This window comes from Phycisphaerae bacterium (assembly GCA_028714855.1).
Classification (GTDB): domain Bacteria; phylum Planctomycetota; class Phycisphaerae; order Sedimentisphaerales; family Anaerobacaceae; genus CAIYOL01.
Genome location: JAQTLP010000003.1, coordinates 69,124 through 90,476, shown reverse-complemented (window position 1 = coordinate 90,476; position 21,353 = coordinate 69,124). Strand labels below are relative to the sequence as shown.

Sequence of the window (21,353 nt, the reverse complement as noted above, 5' to 3'; positions counted from 1 at the left end):
CTTACAACAGAATCAAGCTCAGAAAAGCCGAGGGATTGTAACCATCGGTGCGATGCATGTCAAACTATTTTTTGCTGGTTATTCGGCCGCAGCAGGGCACAAAAGACCGGGCAAGGCTAAAAATAGGTTTGACGACTGATTATAGCATTATTATATTGTTTAGTTTAATATAAAACAAAGCAGCGTAATTTGGAGAGAACAATGGACAAGAGTAAAATCGTCGCTGAAGGTATAACTTTCGATGATGTGCTGCTTATACCGGCCAAAAGCAATTTTGTGCCGGGCCAGGCCAAGACCAGCACGCGGCTTACCAACAATATCGCAATAAATATCCCGATTGTCTCTGCTGCTATGGATACCGTTACAGAATCGCAGTTGGCGATAGCGCTGGCACAGGAAGGCGGCATAGGCATCATTCACAAGAATTTGTCGATTGAATCACAAAAGCTGGAGGTCGCCAAGGTCAAACGCTCCGAGAACGGTGTGATTCTCAATCCCGTAACACTGACACCCGATGAGCCCGTCAAAAGGGCGTGGGATTTGATGAACGAACATAACGTCTCAGGTATTCCCATTGTCAAAGGCAAGAAACCAGTCGGCATTTTGACGCGGCGGGACCTGAAATTCCTGAAGGACTATGATGTCGAGATAAGCTCTGTGATGTCGAAAGATAATCTGGTTATCGGGCCGGCTGATACGACGCTTGAGCAGGCCAAGGAAATCCTGCAGAAGAACAAGGTTGAGAAGCTGCTTTTAGTCAACTCGAAAGGCGAACTGGCAGGCCTGATTACGATGAGGGACATCGACCGTGTTCAGCAATATCCGACAGCAGCAAGGGACAAACGCGGCAGACTGCTCGTAGGAGCGGCGGTCGGCGTGCAGGATTATGAGCGAATAGCAGCTTTGATAGAAGCAGAGGCCGATGTTATCGTTGTCGATACCGCCCACGGTCATTCGCAAAATGTTATCAGCACACTTGAGACAATCAAAAGTAAATATGATATCGATGTGATTGCGGGAAATATCGCAACAGCAGAGGCGGCCGAGGACTTGATAGCTGCCGGTGCAAACGCTCTCAAGGTCGGTATCGGCCCAGGAGCTATTTGTACTACTAGGGTAATTTCCGGAGCCGGTGTTCCGCAAGTAACTGCGATAATCAACTGTACTAAGGTGGCTGACAAATATAATATCCCCATCATTGCTGATGGAGGAATAAGATTATCCGGCGATATAACAAAGGCGATTGCCGCTGGTGCTTCGAGCGTGATGGTAGGGTCGCTGTTTGCAGGTCTGAAGGAAAGCCCGGGACAATTGGTTATCTATAAGGGCAGGCAATTCAAAGAATACAGGGGTATGGGCTCTTTAGGAGCGATGGTAAAAGGTTCTGCGGATAGATACGGCCAAAAGAGAACGACCGAAAGAGACAAACTTGTCCCCGAAGGCGTCGAGGGTCGAGTGCCGTATCGCGGAACACTTGACGATTTTGTTTATCAGCTCGTCGGCGGCCTCAAGGCGGGGATGGGATATTGCGGGGCGAAAAATATCGAAGAGCTTAGAAAAAACAGCCGCTTTGTCCGTGTAACTCACGCTTCCGTCAGTGAATCGCATCCGCATGATATACAGATAACTAAAGAAGCGCCGAACTATTCGGCAACCGTGCCTTTTGAGGACTAACGGTTTGCCAGACGCGATTAATAAATTATGACCCACGAGATGATAGCAATTCTTGACTTTGGCAGTCAGTACGGCCAGTTGATAGCAAGGCGGGTTCGGGAGCTTAATGTTTACTCGGAGATTTTTCGGGCGGACATACCGGCAAAAAAATTACAGCAGCTTCCCCTCAAAGGCCTGATACTCTCCGGTGGTCCAGCAAGCGTTTATAGCAAAGATGCTATTGAATGCGACCGCAAAATCTTCGAGCTTGGCCTGCCTATTTTGGGCATCTGTTACGGAATGCAGCTCGGATGTAAATTCCTCGGCGGACAAATTATTCCCGCACAGAAACGAGAGTTCGGAAGAACAACTCTGTCGATAATTGACAAAAGTGATTTGTTTGCAAATCTACCTGATTCAATCTCAGTCTGGGCCAGTCACGGCGACCAGGTGGGCGAATTAGGCGATGACTTCACCGTATTGGCCACCACAGAAACTTGTCCCTATGCTGCTGTAAGACATAAAAATAAAAATTTCTTCGGCGTTCAGTTTCATCCTGAAGTTGCGCACACGCCGCAGGGGCAGTCGATTTTGGAAAATTTCCTATATAATATCTGCCGATGCAGCGGCGACTGGAAAATGAGCGACTTTGTCGACAAAACAACCGAGGAAATTCGCCGGAAAGTCGGCGACGCGATGGTCATCTGCGGCCTCAGCGGCGGTGTGGATTCATCCGTTACTGCTTCGCTCGTACATAAAGCGATAGGTGACCAGCTTGTCTGCATTTTTGTCGATAACGGCATGCTTCGAAACAATGAACTCGAAAATGTTGTCGCAACCTTCAGAGACCACTTTCATATCGACTTGCGGGTACTAGACTGGTCCAAGCAATTTCTGAAGGGCTTGGCTGGCGTGACTGACCCTCAGCAAAAACGCCGCGTAATCGGCTCAGAATTCATCGAGGCCTTCAAATCCGAGGCGTCGAAGATTAAAAACGTAAGGTTCTTGGCTCAGGGAACTCTTTATCCTGACGTTATCGAGTCCGGTGCTAAAGACGGCAATCCCGCTGCCAACATAAAGCTCCACCATAATGTGGGCGCGCTGCCCAAGCAGCTCGGCTTTGAGCTTATTGAGCCGTTGCGGGATTTGTTTAAGGATGAAGTTCGCACCGTCGGCGAATATCTCGGTTTGCCCGCTGATTTAGTTTGGCGGCATCCTTTCCCGGGACCGGGCCTTGCGGTGAGAATTGTAGGTGAAGTAACCCCCCAAAGACTGCAGATTCTGCGCTCTGCCGATGAAATCTTAATAGATGAAATAAAATCGGCAGGACTGTACAGAAAAATATCACAGGCGTTAACAGTGCTTCTGCCTGTCTCGACCGTCGGCGTGATGGGTGATGAGCGAAGCTATGAGAACGTCATTGCTGTCAGGGCGGTTGAGACCCCTGATTTTATGACCGCTGATTTTTCCCATATCCCTTATGACGTGCTGGGTATAATATCCAACAGGATTATTAACGAGGTCCGCGGGGTCAATCGTGTTGTGTATGATATATCGAGTAAACCGCCGGCAACGATTGAATGGGAATAGCGGGCACGCCGCAAGCTCGTTTACCGTTGCTTAGATGCTGGCTGCTGTTTTCAATCCTGTTTTTTGGTTTTTATTTGACTATTCGTTCCTCCCGACCGTCTGCCGTTGCTTTTAGTTTCCTTCTGTCGGCTGAACTGAACAAATATGATTTGAAAATTCATTATTTTCGTGTAGACTATCCGATTGTATTAAGAATGCGCTTGTTGATTTAGCAGGTGAAGATTATGACAGAATTTAAGATTACCCCGGCACAGAGAATAACACGTTTGCCGCTATACCTTTTTGGGCGGTTAAACGCCTTGAAATTGGCCAAACGCCAGCAGGGTGCGGACATTATCGACCTTGGAATGGGTAATCCAACCGACCCTGCGCCGCAGATCGTCATTGACAAATTATGCGAAGCGGCCCGCGACCCACGCAACCACCGATACAGCGCTTCGAAAGGCATTAAAAACCTGCGCGGCGAGGTTGCCAAAAAGTACGCCCGGCTCTGGAATGTGGAGCTTGACCCAGAGACGGAAGTGCTGGCTTGCATCGGCTCAAAAGAAGGTTTCAGTCATATGTGCTTGGCGATGCTCGGGCCCGGCGACACAGCTATTGTTCCTGACCCGGCTTTCCCAATACACAATTACGCTGTGGCTTTGGCAGGAGCAAACGTCGTATCTGTTCCTCTGGGCAATGACGAAAAGTTTCTTAAGAATATTGCCGATGTTCTTGAGCGCCTGTATCCGAGGCCGAAGCTGCTGATTCTCAATTACCCTCACAACCCTACTGCAATGACCGTTGACGAGGGCTTTTTCGAGCCGGTTGTCGATTTGGCAAAACGGTTCGGAATAGCCATCATTCACGATTTTGCCTACGGTGAAACCTGTTTCGATGGCTATAAAGCGCCGAGTTTTCTTTCTGTCAAAGGGGCAAAAGATGTTGGAGTCGAGTTTATTACACTGAGTAAGCCCTATAATATGGCTGGCTTTCGAATCGGCTTCGTTGCAGGGAATAAAGATATGATTAACTACCTTGCGACGATAAAAGGCTACTATGATTATGGCATATTTCAGGCCATCCAGATTGCCGGAATCATCGCACTGCGGGAATGCACCAACGATATTATCGCTCAAAATCAGAAGTATCAGTCCCGGCGGGACGTCGTCTGTGATGGGTTAAGCAGGATCGGCTGGGAAGTCGAAAAACCGCGGGCTTCGATGTTTGTTTGGGCAAAAGTGCCGCAGGAACATTTAAAAGGCAGGGGCAGCATCGATTATGCAATGGACCTTATGGAGCATGCTGAGGTTGTAATCGCACCAGGCAGGGCTTTCGGAGAAAACGGCGAAAATTATATGCGAATAGCTCTTGTCGAAAACGAGCAGCGCCTCCGCCAGGCGGTTCGCAATATCAGTAGATTCGTCCGAGAAAAACCTGTAGGAAAAGCAGGCAGTGAAAGCTAAGCGGTAAGTCTCCCGCAAGGTGTATAATTACAGCCGGAAGCAAGTGACATATAGGCGCGAAGGTAAATTTCTGCAGGAGGAGCAGAATTTTTTTTGTTCTATACCGTCCCAAAATCACCCTTTTTGCCCCTTTTAAGCGGCATTTCAAGCCGATCAGCGACGGCTTATCACCCGTCGTCAAAAATTTCCCAAAAAAACCCTTGACTTTTGGTTGCTAATCTGGTTAAATAACATCAATCAATGCCAGCTTAGGGGGTGGCGAGAGAACTCACGAGTAAAAGTATTAACGTATTATTTTGTACCAACTTTTGTATTGTGTAAGGATACACACCTTTAAACGGGGGCAGGGAAAACTCACAGATGTAAGCGTTTAGTTTTGTAGTATTTAGTTGCAGTTTATGCAGCAGATGCAAAGCGTGACGCAATCGAATGTTTTGAAGTACGGGGCAATATCTGCTTCGCATTTCAGGTCCTGACAAAAGATAAGGAATGGTAAATATGTTAAAGGAAACTTTTAAAAATTTGCTGGTTGCGTTTATTGTCCTGCTGTTGTGCGGTTCAGCACAGGCAGTCGTTGTGACAATTGCTACCTTCGCCGACCCTGCGGTTAACAAGAATACGCCGTTGTTCACGGTCGATTTGGTTAATGACCTCATTACCGGCGGCTGGGATGACAGTAAAACAGGGCTGACTCTGCAGATTCCCTATTCCGGGAATATTTACACCAATGCTTTCTTCACGATGACCGACGTTAACTACTTTGGCGGTATCAACGGCGGTGACACGGCGGAAGGCGGAACGATTAAGTTCTTCGCAAACGGTCAAAGTACAAGCACGGCCCCGTTACTCCGGATCGTTTTTGGTTTGGGGCACGTGACGCCATTCAGTTTTGGGGCGATGGATATGTTTTTCATAGATGGTGTGACCATCACCGGTTCGGAAATTACTGGTTCCTTGACGAACGAAACTTTTGCGTTCAGCTTCAGTAACCTATCGCCGTTGAACGGGAGTTGGACCAATGGTTACACGGCAACGGCGTCGTTTACATCGTCAGCAGAAGCCCCAGATCCGGCAACAATCATATTGCTTGGCACGGCGGGTATCTGGGTTTTTACACGAAAAAAGAAGTCTGCTTAACCAGTTTTGGAGAAGCTGTGGAAGCAGGGAATACCGTTTTTTATTCGAAGTTAAAATGGGCAAAATCGGGGAAATGGGTAAATTAAGCATGGGTAATAAAACATTTTTGTGCGAGGAAATAAAGGAGCTATGGAGATGAAAAGAATCAAGATACTAAGTTTGTTGTTTGTTGCGGCATTACTTGTGCAGAATGCAGATGCAGCGTTGACGTACCTTCCGTACAGCTCACACTATCAGGGCACCTCATATTTCAGCTATTCCAGCGGAATAAACGGACGTGTAGAATTTGCCGTTTATGACACAGCGGGGCCGTATGGAAACGAATGGTCAGGCCCTACCGGCTTTGCAGTACCGGGGGCAGGCCGATACATTTATGCTTATCAGATTTTCAACGATGTCGGCAGCGTCCCAATCGAGTATTTTAAGATGTGGGCTGATGACTACCATGTGATGACTGTCGACGGTCAGGGTGCGCAGGATCCTCAGGAGGCTGACTATCTCTTCGGACTCGATTTTATAGAGCCAACCGACTCCGGTCTTAATAATACCGGGGACCAGGCATGGTGGGAATTCGATGGCGGTCTTTTAGTCGCCGGTGAGGATTCTTGGTTCTTGATATTCAGCAGCGCTCACAACTGGGTCGCAGGTAACTATTCGATGGAGCCTGTCAACGACGATGTTCCGTTTCCGAACCCGGAACCCTGCACATTAGCTCTGCTTGGTCTCGGCAGCACAATACTTTTTGCAAAACGAAAAAAATCGTACAGGGTTCATTCGAACAATTAAATTCATAACGAAAGCGTAGGGGGGATGAATGATGAGAAATCATTTTATATTTATTGGACGGCAGGGCGTATTGGTGGCCCTTGTATGTCTCTTGTGTGGTTTGTTTGGACAGGCTTATTGTCAGGACATTGCTTCGACAGGGACTGAGGGTACTGTACTTTTGATGCAGCAGCCGGATGTTCGTGCTGGCGCAGTAACTCCGGATGTGGGAGTTCATCGCGTTGACCTCGATTCAGAGGTTCTTTTGACCGCTGTTCCGAAACCGGGGTATTACTTCGTTTACTGGATAGGCGATGTCAGTGACCCGACTGAGATCAGCACCCTTATATATATGGATGCACCCAAAATCGTTGTTGCGGTCTTTGCACGGACTGACTTTGAGTTTTCGATTGATGAAACGCTGACGCTTGGCAACATCGGCGGCATGTATCCAAGCGCCGCCGATTATAGGAATACAGTTTATTCAGGTGGTGGTTCGAATATACCGCCTCCACCGCCGCCTCCACCGCCGCCGCCTCCACCGCCGCCGCCACCGCCGCCGGATGATTTTCCGGTCCCGACACCGGAGCCGGCAACAGCGATGTTGTTGGGGTTGGGTAGTCTCCTGTTAGTCAGACAAAGAGCAAAGAACTGATATTATCTATTGCGAGGAAGGTAGAATGAATAATATTAGAATGAAAAAGCTGGTTTTGGTTTTTATGTGGTTGGTTTTGGTCGTGCCCGTCTATGGCGAAGGACCGGTTGTTGAATTGGAAACCAACTTTGGCAATGTCGTAATCGAACTTTATGATGCCGACGCACCGGTGACAGTGGAAAACTTCCTGACGTATGTAAAATCGGGCTTCTATGACGGCCTGATTTTTCACCGCGTTATAGATAACTTTATGATACAGGGCGGCGGTTTTGATACGAGCTTGAACAGACCGGCTGTCTTAGACCCTATAATCAATGAAAGTAATAATGGTCTGAGCAATCTCCGCGGAACCATCGCAATGGCAAGAACTGATGACCCAAATTCTGCTACTTCACAATTTTATATAAACGTTGTGGACAACAATTTCCTGGATTATAACGATATCACTGATGTGGGATACTGTGTCTTTGGCCGGGTCATAAGCGATATGAATATCGTGGATAGAATCGGTCATTTGCCCACCGAGAACGGCGTAGCAGTGCCTGCCGGTGGAACCATGAATAATGTCCCGCGTCCGCCTGGGCCGGTTATTATATATAATGCTAAAATCCTTGGCGATTTCGACAAAGATTCTGATGTGGATTTTAGAGACTACGGCATCTTTGCCAACCAGTGGCTGGATAGCGGCTGCTCCGACCCGTTCAAAATTACCGATGGCAATGCAAACGACTGGTTTGGTTACTCTGTCGCTGTCGATGCAAACCATGCCATCATCGGCGCACCGGGGGATGGCGGCAACATAGGCGCTGCATATATTTTCGAACGGAATGATGGTATCTGGACCCAGAAGACCAAACTCACCGCCTTTGATGGCGGCGAAGTCGGTGATTACTTCGGCATCTCTGTTTCTATCAGTGCCAATTACGCAATTGTCGGCGCTGTGGGTGATGATGACTACATGGGTGCTGCGTATCTCTTTAAAAATAACGGTGGTAACTGGACGGTCTATGCGAAACTATTGCCATACGATGACGATATCGACGACCGGTTCGGCCAGTCCGTTGCTATCAGCGGAGATTGTGCCGTCGTCGGGGCCTGGCTCAATGATGCAGCAGGAGTAAATACCGGCTCTGCTTACGTGTTCTATCGTAACCAGGATGGCACAGACCAGTGGGGCCAGCAGGCCAGGCTGGAAGCAGCCGATGCCGTAAATCAGGATAGGTTCGGCTATTCTGTTGCCATCAATGGAGAATATATCATCGTAGGAGCGATTGGAGATGACCTCTTCAAGGGCTCGGCCTATATATTCAGATATAAAAATTCTGCCTGGACACAGCAGGCAAAGCTGACCGCTGATGATGGTTATCAATCAGACAAGTTTGGCACTTCTGTTTCTACCGATGGGTATTATGCGATTGTTGGAGCCCGTTTGAATGATGAAAAGGGCGAAGATACTGGTGCAGCATATATATTTGCACCTAACGCACTCGACCCCAATAACTGGGACCAGAAGACAAAGCTGACTGCCTCCGATGCCGCAGCCAACGATTATTTTGGCTGTTCGGTTGCTATTGGCGACGGTCACGCTCTCGTTGGCTCCTACGGCAACGATGACAGCGGCAGCAACACCGGCTCCGCTTATATATTTGAACCTAACGAAATTAATCCGGACAATTGGGTCCAGTCGGCAAAGCTGACCGCTTCTGATGCCAATGCCGGCGATTATTTTGGCTTCTCCGTTGCACTCGGAATGGGCCGGCAGACCATTATCGGAGCGTATGGTAATGATGACAACGGCAGCAACTCAGGCTCGGCTTATATACTTAAATTGTGTCCTGATGCTGACCTCGACGGAGATTGCATTGTAACATTGTATGACTTGGCTATCCTTACGGATAACTGGCTTTTGCACTGACCAACTTTGTAAAAAAGCAACTATTGAATTTATCCCCCCCTTCTTTAGCGGTTGACAAAACAACGCTGAAGAAGAAAAAAGCCGGAAGGCAAAAATCCCCTTCCGGCTTTATTTTTTTTATATTGTTCTGCTGTACTGGTTACGATTTCCTGAACACTGCCACGACGTTTTCGACCTCGACCACGAACAGCCGGTTATCGCCTTCAAAGTCGACTGGTATGGCGCCTTTGGGATTGAACAGCACCTTGTCATATTGGCGCAGCGGTATGTCCGGCGAGTTTTCGACCTCGGCGGAAATTGATACGATTCGGCCGGTTATCGTCGGGATTTCTATGTTGTCAGGCAGCTTGATGCCGCCTTTGGTTTCTTTCTTGTCCTCGTCCTTGCGAATCAGCACGCGCTTGCCTATCGGCTCAACCGTCTCGAACGTCTCTGTTTTTATTTGTTCTTTTTTGGCCATCTTGCTGTAGATTCTATAGGATAATTCGTTTCGAATGCAATAATTATACTGACTAAAAACTGATTTTGTTCACCGATTTTTGCACAAGCTGTTTTTACTCTTAATCGCTGTCTGATACTTTAACTTTTGTTTTTTTCCGCCCCAGGATTTGGTCGGTCTTTTCTGGTGTGTCCGGCGGCCACAATCCTTCCGCCTGCAGTTTTTGCAGGTTCTCCATCTGCTTAATGCTGACAATGGTTCTGCACCTCGGAAACCTGTTACATCCAAGAAAAGGCCCTTTTTTGCTTTCACGTACTACAAGCTCGCCTTCCTTGCACTTGTAGCATTTTATTCCCGTCGGCACAGCCGGTTTCTTCGGCGGAAGGATATTGCCCTCCTTGTCCAGCCGTAGGGTCGTTTTGCACTCCGGGTAATCGCTGCAGCCCAAAAATGGGCCGAACCGGCCTCGCCTTTCTATCATCGCCTTGCCGCACTTCGGGCATTTATGTTCGCTTTCCTTTTGTTCCAGCATCTTGCCGTCTTTGCCGCACGGGCACGCGAATTTGCATTCCGGGTAGCTTGAACAGCTCAGGAATTTGCCGTTTTTGCCGAACCGGTAAACAAGCTCCTTCCCGCAATCGGGGCATTTATATTCGCTGGGCGTGACCTCCGCTTTGGCATGTTTCATCTCCGCTGTTGCTGTTTTGAGGGTCTCCTTGAATGGGCCGTAAAACTCCTTCAGGACACCGAGCCAGTCTAAGTGCTGTTCTTCAATTTTGTCCAATTCCTCTTCCATATAACGCGTAAAGGCAATGTCCATTATCTTCGGGAAATATTCGTTTAGCTTGTCGGTGACTACTTCACCGAGGTCGGTCGCGAAAAACTTTTTATCTGTTTGCTCGACGTACTCTCGTTCTTGGATGGTACTGATAATAGAAGCGTAGGTGCTTGGCCTGCCGATGCCTTCCTTCTCAAGCGCCTTTACCAGCGATGCCTCTGTATATCGGGCGGGCGGTTTGGTGAAATGCTGCTCGGCCTTTATGTCCACCGCAGCCAAATCCTGGTTTTGCTTCAGGGCAGGCAGATGCTGCAGGTTCGACGGCGTTCCCCACATCCTGCTGAAACCGTCGAATATCATGACCCTGCCCGTTGCCCTGTACCCGCACCGGCCGGCCGATGTCTCTGCTGTAATGTCGAGAGTTGTCTGTTCCCACTTCGCCGAGGCCATCTGGCACGCTACGAATCGCCGCCAAACAATGTCATAGAGCTTATATTGTTCCTCTGTTAAAAACTGCTTTATGTCAGACGGTGTAAAATCAACGTCCGTCGGACGGATTGCTTCATGTGCCTGCTGCGCGCCTTTCTTCGAAGCGTAAAAATTCGCCTTCTCAGGCAGATACTTATCGCCGATATTCTTGTCGATATAATTGCGTACCTCTTGTACAGCTTCACCTGACAAATGCGTGCTGTCTGTTCGCATATATGTGATAAGCCCCAGATGCCCCATCGACCCCAAATCGATTCCTTCGTATAACTGCTGTGCCACCCGCATCGTTCTCTTCGTTGCAAAACCTAATTGATTCGCAGCCGTTTGCTGCAGTGTCGAAGTTATAAATGGAGCTGGCGGATGCGATACCGATTCCTTCTTCTCTACGGAGGCTACCTTGAACTTCGCGTCCTTTAACGCGCTGAATATTTTCTCCGCCTCTGCTTGTGTCGATGCCGTGAATTTCTCATCGCCGACCTTAATAAGGTCTGCTTTAAAAGCATTATGCTTTATTAACCATTCGTTTTGTTCCGCAATCGTGGGAGGTTTATCGTCCTCGGTTTTTGGCGTTACAAAATTTGCCCATTCCTGCCGGTAGTCCCCTTGTAAATCGGTGGTAAAAACCGCCGGTATAAGCCAGTATTCTTTTGGTTTGAAAGCTCGGATTTCCCTCTCTCTTTCGACGATAATTTTGACCGCGACCGATTGCACCCGTCCCGCCGATAAACCACGGGCGACTTTTTTCCACAGCAGGGGGCTTATCTGATAGCCGACTATCCGGTCGAGAATTCGCCGTGTCTGCTGAGCCATGACCTTGTCCATATCTATCCTGCCCGGCTCAGCAAAGGCCTGTTTTATCGCCGATTGTGTTATGGCATTGAAAATTACGCGGTAGGTCCTCTCCTCAGGCAACTTCAGAACCTGCGCAAGATGCCAGGCGATTGCTTCTCCCTCGCGGTCAAGGTCGGTCGCCAGATAAAGGTCTCCGCACCCTTTTGCCGCTGCCTTTAACGATGCTACTGTCTTTTTCCTGTTAGGTGTTATCTCGTAGGTCGGCTCAAAATTGTTCTCTATATCAACGTTTAGACCCTTCGAAGGCAGGTCTCTTACGTGCCCCATCGACGCCTTTACCTCGAAGCCGGAGCCGAGATATTTATTTATCGTCTTCGCCTTCGCAGGCGATTCCACAATCACTAATGCTTTTTTGTTGTTCGTTTTCGCCATAAGCAAAACGTTTAAGCCGCTAAATATCCTTTATCGTGTATTAATCGATGATTCCTTAACAAAATTTAGAAATGGACAAATACAAACAGATTGCAGAACTGTCAAGAAAAATCAACTTTCCCCCTTTTTCAGGATACTCTCTTTGAGTAAATATGGTTAAGGTCAGTTTTACTTTATGGTCTATTAATTATTTTCTCTCATTTATCCACTAACAAGTCATACTCATCACTGTATTTGATGTTTACAAGGATCCAGTCCGAGGATGCCTTATAAAAGTAAAACTCCCATGTAATAGGCATATGCTCGGTCTTAAGTATATAGACCAGCCGAACGATGCAATCTCCGTATTGTTGCTGTTTTACAAACTCATAACCCAATAACTTGCCGCGCGCATCAAGAGTTGTTTTTGTTTGTGATTTTAAAGCCTGAACCTCCTGCGGCTTGGCTTCCTTCAGAGATTCAGGAATAATTTCGTCATAGGATTTATCGATTTCCCCTTTGAGTACGCCTGCCAGAAATGTCTCCACTGTTTTCTTGCAATCTGGCTTTTTGGGAAAAGCTGCGCCGCAAAGCACTAAGCTCAGCACGGCAGCCATTACGATAACCATCACTGTTTTTGCATTTTTCATTCTCAGTCCCTTTCGTAATTGGTTTTTAAAGTATTTGCTTTTTGAGTATCGTTCTCTTTTATATCAATTTTGCTAATAAGGGTTTTAATTTTCGAATGGCGTTGCCGCGATGACTTATCGCATTTTTCTCTTCGCGGGTAAGTTGTGCAACACTTTTTCCCAATCTCGGCACGAAAAAAATCGGGTCATACCCGAAGCCGTTGGTTCCTGTTTCCTTTTCAGCTATACTGCCTTCGAGTTTTCCCTCCGTCTCAATCAGAATTTTTTCTGGGCTCGCAAGACACAGACAGCACACAAATCTCGCCGTCCTTTTTTCTTTTGGTGTTCCCTCAAGCAGCTTCAGCGCTTTAGCCATATTCTTATGGTCGAGAAGCGTCCTCTCTTTATCTTTCGCACCTGAAAACCTCGCGCTCCTCACCCCCGGCTGTCCCCCCAGTGCATCGACCACCAGCCCCGAATCATCCGCTATCGTCCACAGCCCTGTTTGCTTTGCGTATCCGGCAGCCTTCTTGCGTGCATTCTCTGCGAACGTTTCGCCGTCCTCTTTTAATTCATTTATGTTTGGAAAATCCGCCAGCCCCGCCCACTCGACATCCAAATCCAGCATCGCCCTCAGTTCCGCAATCTTCCCAGGATTCGTAGTCGCAACGAGAATTTTTTGTTTCATCGAATCAGTGTTTCGTCAGCTTATTAGTTTTTTGAGCAGTGCACGCTGAAAATGCAGGCGGTTTTCAGACTGGTCGAAAACAATCGAATTTTTCGACTCGACAACCTCATCGGTAATCTCAAGCCCGCGATACGCTGGCAGACAGTGCATAACCTTAACGCCGCTGCCTGCTAATTTGACCAGTTTGGCATCGACCTGAAAACCCTTGAAATCCTTGATGCGTTTTTTCTTTTCTTTCTCCTGCCCCATGCTCACCCACGTATCGGTGTAAATTATATCAGCCCCGCTAACGGCCTGCTTCGGGTCATTTACCTGCTCGACGCTGCCTGCCGATATCTGATTGGTTGTTTTGATTGTCTCAGCCTCAAGCTCATATCCTTTCGGTGCCGCGATAACTATTTTCATTTCGAGCTTAGCGCACGCAAACGCCAGCGACCGCGCCACGTTATTGCCGTCCCCGATGTATGCGACCTTGACGCCTTCGAGTCGCCCCAGATGCTCTTTTATCGTCAGCACGTCCGCCATCGCTTGGCACGGATGTGACCAGTCCGTTAGCGCATTTATCACCGGCACCGTCGCGAATTCTGCCAGCTCGATGACAACGCTGTGCTCGAACGTCCGCGCCATTATCCCATCCACATATCGGCTCAGCACCCGCGCCATATCTTTCACCGGCTCGCGCTTGCCGATACCGCCGATATCTTCCGGCTTGACATAAATCGCGCTGCCGCCGAGGTCCGTCATCGCGACACTAAAGCTGATTCGCGTCCGCAGGCTCGGCTTCTCGAAAAGCATCGCCAGCACCTTGCCCGTTAGGCAGGCGTCCCGCCCGCCGCCTTTGTACAATTTCTTCAGCTCCGCACTTTCATCTAACAGCTCTCGCAATTCCTCAGCAGAACATTTACTTATCGAGATAAAGTTTTTCATTTTCCGCTCTCGCTTAAAACCCCGTCGATAATATCGACCGTCTGGTCGATTTCTTCCTTCGTAACAATCATTGCCGGCATCATCCGCAGGACGCTCTCGTGGGTACAGTTTATCCGCAGCCCTTTCTCCAGGCATTTTTCGACTATTTCTTTTCCGGGGCCTTTCAATTGAATCCCAATCATCAAACCGATTCCGCGAACGTGGTCGATGATGAAATGTTTTTGTTTCAGCTCGTTGAGTTTCTCCTGTGCATACCGCCCCATATTGGCCGCGTTTTCCAGGAGATTGTCTTCTTCTATCGCCTCAATCACCGCAATCCCCGCCGCGCACGCCAGGCAGTTGCCGCCGAACGTCGATGCGTGTTTGCCCGGAACCAGCTTCGCCGCCAGCTCTTCTTTGGCCATCATCGCCCCTATCGCCACGCCGCCGCCAAGCGCCTTCGCCAGCGTCATTATGTCCGGCTCAACATCAAAATGCTGATATGCGAACCATTTCCCCGTCCGTCCCATTCCAGTTTGCACCTCATCGAGTATCATCACCGCGCCTTTTTCATCGCACAGCTGCCGAATCGCCTGCAGATACTCTTTCGTGGCGACGTTTATTCCGCCTTCGCCCTGAATCGGCTCGACCATAACCGCCGCGACCTCATCACTGAACACCGACTCCAGTGCCTTGATGTCATTGAACGGCACATAAGCAAACCCCGGCAGTAGCGGCAGAAAACCCTCGTGATATTTCGGCTGGGCCGTCGCCGTCACGGTCGCGAATGTCCGCCCGTGGAAGCTCCCTTCAGCCGTAATAAATTTATATTTCCCGCCGCCCGCGTATAGCCGGGCCAGTTTCAGCGCAGCTTCGTTTGCTTCAGCGCCGCTGTTGCAGAAAAAACTCTTGCCCCCGAACGCCCGCTCGCTCAGCATTTGTGCAAGCTGCCCCTGCTGTTCGGTGTAAAAGGTATTATCCATGTGCAGCAATTCCCCCGCCTGCTTGCGAATCGCCTCAACCACCTTCGGATGGCAGTGACCTATCCCACTGACCGCCCATCCTGGAAACATATCCAGTATTTTGTTCCCGTCCGCGTCAAAAAAGTAACACCCTTCGCCGCGGACAATAACACGGCGCAGCCGGCTGTAATTGCCGATAACATATTTATCAAACAAACTAATTGTTTCTTCCGTTGTCATAATTGCTCTCAATTCTTTATTATCTCCGTTCCAACACCCTTGTCTGTATAAATTTCCAACAGCAGCGAATGTTCAATTCGGCCGTCAATAATATGCGCCTTCTTTACTCCGGCGCCCAGTGCCATCAGGCACGCCTCGACCTTCGGCAGCATCGCGTCGCCGATAATGCCTGCGTCAATCATCTCCTTAATTTGTGCCTCATTAAGACTCGATATCGTGCTTTCAGGGTCATTGATGTCCTTTCGTACCCCGTGAGTATCGCTCACAACGACGAGCTTCTCGGCCCCGACCCCGCCGGCGACCTTGCCCGCCGCGCTGTCAGCGTTGACATTTAATCGCCCGCCTGCTCTGTCTTTCGCTGCCGACGCAATGACCGGTATTATCCCATCGGCACACAGCGTCTTCAACAGTTCCGAATTTACATCCGTGACATCGCCGACCAGTCCGAGGTCAATTTTACGTCCGTTCTCGCCGGCCAGTCGCAGCACCTCTGCAAACAACACGCAGCTGCTCAGCGTATGCAGTGCCATCACTTTGCAGTTCAGCTCTCCGAGCATATTGCATATCGGCGTGTTGACTTTATGCACAAGCGTATGCTCCACGATTGTCAGCGTCCGCTCGTCGGTATATCGTCGTCCCTGCACCCACGTCGCCTCGATGCCGACCTCGTCCATCGCCTTTGTAATCGCTTTTCCGCCGCCGTGCACGATAATCGGCCGAATCCCGACCGTCGCCATAAACGCTATGTCTGTCAGGAGCTTCTTCTGCAGACACGTCTCGTCGAGGATGCTCCCGCCCAGTTTCACGACCACGATTTTGCCGCGAAACCGCCCGATATATTCCATCGCCTCTATCAGGGCGTCAGCTTTTGTAATTGCTTCTTTCATCTAACCAACCTTCCTTAAATCCCGATCAAACAAACTGGCGAGTTTATGAATGCAAGTCTTAATAGTCAAGTGGTAATTTCTTTGCCATTTCTGCGAAGTTTATCTTCGGAAATTCTAAATTCTCAATTCTAAATTTTTCCTATCATATCCGCCCCCAATTGCCCGCACGCCGCCTTTATCTTCCGCCCCTTTTTAAAACGGATGGTTGTTTCAATACCGGCTTCTTCCAGCACTTGCGTAAACCGTTTTATTGTCTCCCTGTCGCTCGCTTCAAAAAGACAGTGCGGATGAGGATTGTACTCGATCAGGTTCACATTGCATTTCACCTGCCGAGCCAATTTAGCCAGCATTTGACCGTGCAGCTTGGAGTCATTTAACTTCTTTATCAGCACGTATTCGAATGTAACTCGCTCTCTCGTCTTCGCCTGGTAATCCTTCACCGCAGCAAACAGCTCTGCGATTGAATATTTTTTATTGATTGCCATAATCTTGTTTCGCAGCGCATCGACCGGCGCGTTCAAGGATATCGCCAGTCGCGGACGAATGTCCTCTCTCGCAAGTTTCCGGATGCCCTCAGCGTCTCCGCACGTGCTGACTGTTAAATGCCGGATGCCGATATTTTTTCCCTCCGGATGATTCAGTATCCGCACCGATTTCAAAACCGCCTCGTAATTCTGCAGCGGCTCACCCATCCCCATATAGACAACGTTGCTTATCCTTCCATTTTCTCCTTCGATGACATTCACCTGGTCGACTATCTCCGCCGCCGTAAGGTTTCTTCGGAATTTCAGCTTCGCGGTCGCGCAGAATGCGCAGTCCATCGAACACCCCGCCTGCGTTGAGACGCACAGCGTCTTGCGATTGCCGTCGGCTAAAAGCACCGTTTCGATTCGTTCGCCGTCGCTTAGCTCGAAAAGATATTTTTTGGTCCCCTCCGTATCGGCCAGCATCTGTTCCGTTTTCAGATGAGAAATATAGTAGCCCTGCTTCGCCAGCTCAGCTCGAAAGGCCTTGCTTAGTGGGCTTATATCCGATATTTCAGCGGCTCCCTTGCGGTGAATAAACGTGAAAATGTATTTGGCCAGATATTTCTTCTGGCCGGAATTTTCGACTATACTCTCGAGCTCGCCGAGCGTCTTGTTTTTCAGGTCCTTGTCCACAATTGTTACTAAACCACCGCCTGCCTAATAATGCTGGTTCGTTTTCCCTCCGGAGATTTACTGCCTTAAATTGCCTCTTACCTTTTCAAGCAGTGCCATTAGCTTTTTCTGTTCAGCTTGGCTGGCCTTGGACATTATCTGCTTTACCTGCTCCAGATAGAATGGTTCTGCCTTTGCGAATAGTTTTTCCCCTTGTGCGGTCAGTTTGATTATATTGGTGCGCCTGTCATCGCAAGCGCTGGTACGTATAACAAGCGATGCCTTTTCCATTCTGTCTATAAGCGTCGTGATATTGGCGCGGTTGACAAGCATCATATTACTTAATTGCGCCTGGCTCAGACCGCCTTCTTCGCCGGCTTGGTAGGCAATGAGCATCATAACATTAAACTGGATATCCGTTAGGCCGAAAGTCTTAAAAAACACATCAGCGTGTTTCTTGAGCAGGTTTGCCGTATAGTAGATGTTCAGCAAAGCTTCGTGTTCGGCTGTCTCGAATCCCTTTTTTAACTTCAATTCTTCTTTTAGCGGCATATTAAATTCTCTTCGGCTAAACTGTTAATATATAAACTATATACGTCGCAACTGATGGGCAATAGAAATCTCTCAATTTTCAAAGAATCTTTCTGGTGCCAAAAATCCTCAAAATCGCAGTTTCCGCCTGCGTCTTGACATCTGACCGCTATTTAAGGAAAATACACGGATAGGATTTGCAGAATTCTTTGGAGCATTATTATGTCGCAGAAATTGGCAGGAAAAATCGCACTAATCACCGGCGGCAGCAGCGGCCTCGGCCTCGCGACCGCCAAGCGATTCGTCGCCGAAGGCGCATTCGTCTTTATCACTGGCCGCCGTCAGGCCGAACTCGACGCCGCCGTAAAGGATATCGGCTCAAATGCCGTTGGCATACAGGGTGACGTCTCCAAACTCGCCGACCTCGACCGCCTCTTTGAAACCATCAAAAAGCAGAAAGGCCGCCTCGACATCCTCTTCGCCAACGTCGGCTGGGGCGAATTCGTCCCCCTCGGCGAAATCACCGAGGAGCATTTCGACAAGACCTTCGACATGAACGTCAAAGGTCTTCTCTTCACCGTTCAAAAAGCCCTTCCTCTGCTTCGCGATGGCTCTTCGATTGTTCTCAACGCCTCTATCGCTGCATCGACGGGTACACCCGCCTTCAGCGTCTATAGCGCAAGCAAGGCCGCCGTCCGTTCCTTTGCCCGATGTTGGGCGCTTGACCTCAAGTCTCGCAATATTCGCGTCAACGTCGTCAGCCCCGGACCGACCGATACGGCTGGCCTGCGCGCACTCGCGCCGACGGAAGAACAAATCCCTCAGTTCAAAGCCGACATCGCCGCCTCTATTCCACTCGGCCGAATCGGCGAGCCTGATGAGTTTGCCTCCGCCGTCCTCTTTCTCGCTTCCGGCGACAGCAGCTTCGTCAATGGCATCGAACTCTTCGTCGATGGCGGAATGGCTCAAATCTAAACAGCGTCACGCACCGTTAAAATGACTTTCGATTTGCTGTTGTTGTTGCAGGACTGTCTTTTTGAAATCCAATAAAAATTTCCCTTGACAGGGAGATGGGTGCTTCTGGTAGAATTACCGGTGAATTAAGCGAATTTGCGGATTCTTTAATATATATTCCACAAAGAAGAGGACTAACTACATCTCCAAAAAAAATCGTGTTAGACGGGCTTACGTAATATGGCGACGGTCGGCCGGTGTGTAACCGGCCGAATCCACACCCGCTGCTGAATTATGGATGCGTGTCTAATCACGGGAGGAAATTTTTTGGCTTTGTGGCCAAGAAAAGAAATGTTTTCCAACTTTTTAAAAGTGGGAAAGGAGAGGTGGATTATGTATAACAGGTTAATTGTTCTAAGCATTGCGTTAATTATAGTTTTGTTGAGCACACCGGCACCGGCATCACCAATAAGAGCGGATAATCCTTTGAAGGTTGACATTGATTGTTATGATGCACCTACGGAGAAGTACGGGTGGGAGCCTTGGTTATTTAGTAGGGACTGGACTGGACCGGTAACTAAGACTTTCGATATGGGAGGGTTGTCATGGGAGAATCCGGTAGTGGAATTTGACGTGTATAAATATCAGGTAGGGGCTCCGCCTATTCATGCTGGTATGGCACGTAACCGCAGCGGCGGTTGGGCTGGCATTACCGGAACGGGTGAGTATTCGCCGACCGGCTTGGGCTTTGGGATGAACTACGTGAGGTTCACATTCAGCAACTTGGACCCTGATACGACGTATGGTTTTTCTATTTGGGCCATGGAAGAAAGAAAAGTTTGGTCTTGTAACTCGGACAACCCGGATTCCAAATTCATAGCTTGGAGCCAAACCAATCCGATGGAATGGCTTCTCAGCCATGGTTACGATGGCAGCATTCCCGAAGAACCTCCTTATGGTGGCTATGGTCTGACTACACCCGGCACAGGGGGCTCCTATATGCCTTGTGGGCTATACAAAGAGTTATTGACCAAACCACCTGCCACTTTGATAGCTGAAGATGACGGCTGCCATCTTGGTGAAAACATTTGCAGGTCCGGTTTCAAGGCTACAACTGATGAATTCGGCGCTGTTACAGTCTACGGCTGGATTGACCCTCGGGATTGGTCAGGTTCTATGCACCTGCCTATTAACGGTTTCATGGTAATTCCTGAGCCGGCGACAATTGCTCTGTTAGGTTTGGGCCTTTTGGTTCTGCTGCGAAAACGAAGAAAATAAACTCCAACTTGTGTTGTTGGATAATGGGTCGTGAGTTTCTGCTCCCGGCCCTTTTTATTTTCTGTCCCAACGTTGTCTGTCCGCAATAGATGGTATTGCCGCCTCTATTCCCCTTGGCCGGATCGGCGAGCCCGATGAGTTTGCCTCCGCTGTCCTATTTCTCGCCTCCGGCGACAGTAGTTTCATCACCGGCATCGAACTCTTCGTCGATGGCGGAATGGCACAAATCTAACTATATTTTATCCCCCGTAGCTTTAGCGAACCAGAGCAGTATTTCCTTATATTACGGTTCGTCAAAAACCTTCCAGCCACTCTCCGCTCAATATGGCAAGATCTTTAAAATCAATAAAGCAATCACCATTTAAGTCTGAAGCCGGGCACCGTACCCTGCTGAACACATACGCCGAGCCGGATTCGTTTCCATTGTCGTCATCGTTGGCCGCCCCGGCAATGGCATAATCTCCGCTGATTGAAACCGAGCTGCCGAAAGCATCACCGGCTATGCCGTCCGAGGCGACCCATTTCGCCCATTCCGGCATCCACGCCTCCGCCGCGATCACACATACCGGCAAACACCAAATCACCGCAAAAATATAAAGATTTGTTTTTCGTCTCATTTTATCTCCTCCTGAAATTAGTTTAGTGATATTTATTGTCCCAAAATAAACCCCAAAAGTCAAGCAAAATATCTCCTGCCCGCATTACCTCGCCGGTTCACTTTAGGACCGCTTCACGACAATACCTCAACAGGGCATTATCTCGAGAAAACTGACAGGGAAAATCGCACTCATCACCGGCACAGAATTCTTCGTCGATGGCGGAATGGCTCAAATCTAAACGGGCAGTCGCGTTTTTGATTGACATCTGAGAAGCAAAATGATAATCTTAGTATATCGATAAGCAGCAGTTTGTCGCAAAATACTGCTGCGGCATTGTTAGATGGCTGCGTTGTGAAGTAGAGGAGGAGTAGGTGCTCAAAAAGGTGGTGTCTGCTTTGTGGGCGGTATTGTTTCCGCCCATCTGTTCCTGCGGCGTTATCACATCGTGGAACGTTCCTTACGTTTCCAAAT

At 48.9% G+C, this 21,353-nt stretch carries 19 protein-coding genes and 1 pseudogene; 10 read left to right on the top strand and 10 right to left on the bottom strand.

Annotation, left to right across the window (positions count from 1 at the left end):
* The first annotated feature begins 201 nt into the window (after nucleotides 1–201).
* From guaB to PHG53_03310, 7 genes are all read left to right on the top strand, one after another.
* Complete coding sequence (guaB, locus tag PHG53_03340) at nucleotides 202–1,674, top strand: IMP dehydrogenase (protein ID MDD5380659.1); 1,473 nt, start codon at nucleotides 202–204, stop codon at nucleotides 1,672–1,674.
* 27 nt (nucleotides 1,675–1,701) lie between these two features.
* The gene (guaA, locus tag PHG53_03335; protein MDD5380658.1) at nucleotides 1,702–3,243 is read left to right on the top strand and encodes a glutamine-hydrolyzing GMP synthase; all 1,542 of its coding nucleotides are present in this window, start codon (nucleotides 1,702–1,704) and stop codon (nucleotides 3,241–3,243) included.
* Between the two features lie 224 nt (nucleotides 3,244–3,467).
* Nucleotides 3,468–4,688, top strand: coding sequence for an aminotransferase class I/II-fold pyridoxal phosphate-dependent enzyme (locus PHG53_03330; protein ID MDD5380657.1), 1,221 nt, complete (start codon nucleotides 3,468–3,470; stop codon nucleotides 4,686–4,688).
* A 498-nt stretch (nucleotides 4,689–5,186) separates the two neighbouring features.
* Nucleotides 5,187–5,825: a PEP-CTERM sorting domain-containing protein gene (locus PHG53_03325; protein MDD5380656.1), complete on the top strand. Its 639-nt coding sequence runs from the start codon at nucleotides 5,187–5,189 to the stop codon at nucleotides 5,823–5,825.
* A 135-nt stretch (nucleotides 5,826–5,960) separates the two neighbouring features.
* Nucleotides 5,961–6,611 (top strand): PEP-CTERM sorting domain-containing protein, encoded by a 651-nt coding sequence (locus PHG53_03320; protein ID MDD5380655.1) that lies wholly within the window; start codon nucleotides 5,961–5,963, stop codon nucleotides 6,609–6,611.
* Between the two features lie 28 nt (nucleotides 6,612–6,639).
* Nucleotides 6,640–7,245, top strand: a complete 606-nt coding sequence (locus PHG53_03315) for a hypothetical protein (protein ID MDD5380654.1) — start codon at nucleotides 6,640–6,642, stop codon at nucleotides 7,243–7,245.
* Nucleotides 7,246–7,270: 25 nt separating this feature from the next.
* Complete coding sequence (locus tag PHG53_03310) at nucleotides 7,271–9,160, top strand: peptidylprolyl isomerase (GenBank protein ID MDD5380653.1); 1,890 nt, start codon at nucleotides 7,271–7,273, stop codon at nucleotides 9,158–9,160.
* Nucleotides 9,161–9,299: 139 nt separating this feature from the next.
* On the opposite strand, the gene PHG53_03305 is transcribed toward PHG53_03310, so the two are convergent.
* The 9 genes from PHG53_03305 to PHG53_03265 all read right to left on the bottom strand — a co-directional run bounded on the left by PHG53_03305 (nucleotide 9,300) and on the right by PHG53_03265 (nucleotide 18,072).
* Entirely contained in the window at nucleotides 9,300–9,620 is a 321-nt protein-coding gene (locus PHG53_03305; protein ID MDD5380652.1) for a co-chaperone GroES, read from the bottom strand.
* 100 nt (nucleotides 9,621–9,720) lie between these two features.
* Nucleotides 9,721–12,090: a type I DNA topoisomerase gene (topA, locus tag PHG53_03300; GenBank protein MDD5380651.1), complete on the bottom strand. Its 2,370-nt coding sequence runs from the start codon at nucleotides 12,088–12,090 to the stop codon at nucleotides 9,721–9,723.
* 197 nt (nucleotides 12,091–12,287) lie between these two features.
* Nucleotides 12,288–12,719, bottom strand: a complete 432-nt coding sequence (locus PHG53_03295; GenBank protein ID MDD5380650.1) for a hypothetical protein — start codon at nucleotides 12,717–12,719, stop codon at nucleotides 12,288–12,290.
* A 58-nt stretch (nucleotides 12,720–12,777) separates the two neighbouring features.
* On the bottom strand, nucleotides 12,778–13,386 hold the full coding sequence (locus tag PHG53_03290) for an XTP/dITP diphosphatase (GenBank protein ID MDD5380649.1): 609 nt from the start codon (nucleotides 13,384–13,386) through the stop codon (nucleotides 12,778–12,780).
* Between the two features lie 15 nt (nucleotides 13,387–13,401).
* Nucleotides 13,402–14,313, bottom strand: a complete 912-nt coding sequence (gene argF / locus PHG53_03285) for an ornithine carbamoyltransferase (protein ID MDD5380648.1) — start codon at nucleotides 14,311–14,313, stop codon at nucleotides 13,402–13,404.
* Nucleotides 14,310–15,494, bottom strand: coding sequence for an aspartate aminotransferase family protein (locus tag PHG53_03280; protein MDD5380647.1), 1,185 nt, complete (start codon nucleotides 15,492–15,494; stop codon nucleotides 14,310–14,312). The genes argF and PHG53_03280 overlap by 4 nt, the downstream gene beginning before the upstream one ends.
* 8 nt (nucleotides 15,495–15,502) lie before the next feature.
* On the bottom strand, nucleotides 15,503–16,381 hold the full coding sequence (gene argB / locus PHG53_03275; GenBank protein ID MDD5380646.1) for an acetylglutamate kinase: 879 nt from the start codon (nucleotides 16,379–16,381) through the stop codon (nucleotides 15,503–15,505).
* A gap of 128 nt (nucleotides 16,382–16,509) precedes the next feature.
* Nucleotides 16,510–17,541, bottom strand: coding sequence for a 23S rRNA (adenine(2503)-C(2))-methyltransferase RlmN (rlmN, locus tag PHG53_03270; protein MDD5380645.1), 1,032 nt, complete (start codon nucleotides 17,539–17,541; stop codon nucleotides 16,510–16,512).
* A 57-nt stretch (nucleotides 17,542–17,598) separates the two neighbouring features.
* Entirely contained in the window at nucleotides 17,599–18,072 is a 474-nt protein-coding gene (locus PHG53_03265; GenBank protein MDD5380644.1) for a MarR family transcriptional regulator, read from the bottom strand.
* 201 nt (nucleotides 18,073–18,273) lie between these two features.
* Here PHG53_03265 and PHG53_03260 point away from each other — a divergent pair, with 201 nt between their 5' ends.
* The 3 genes and pseudogenes from PHG53_03260 (at nucleotide 18,274) to PHG53_03250 (ending at nucleotide 20,515) form a co-directional block, all read left to right on the top strand.
* Nucleotides 18,274–19,026, top strand: coding sequence for a glucose 1-dehydrogenase (locus PHG53_03260; GenBank protein MDD5380643.1), 753 nt, complete (start codon nucleotides 18,274–18,276; stop codon nucleotides 19,024–19,026).
* Between the two features lie 372 nt (nucleotides 19,027–19,398).
* Nucleotides 19,399–20,283 carry a PEP-CTERM sorting domain-containing protein gene (locus tag PHG53_03255; GenBank protein MDD5380642.1) on the top strand — a complete coding sequence of 295 codons (885 nt, stop codon included), beginning with the start codon at nucleotides 19,399–19,401 and terminating at the stop codon, nucleotides 20,281–20,283.
* Between the two features lie 85 nt (nucleotides 20,284–20,368).
* A pseudogene (locus PHG53_03250) lies at nucleotides 20,369–20,515 on the top strand (SDR family oxidoreductase).
* A gap of 61 nt (nucleotides 20,516–20,576) precedes the next feature.
* Here PHG53_03250 and PHG53_03245 read toward each other — a convergent pair.
* Complete coding sequence (locus PHG53_03245; GenBank protein MDD5380641.1) at nucleotides 20,577–20,900, bottom strand: FG-GAP repeat protein; 324 nt, start codon at nucleotides 20,898–20,900, stop codon at nucleotides 20,577–20,579.
* Nucleotides 20,901–21,353 lie beyond the last annotated feature (453 nt).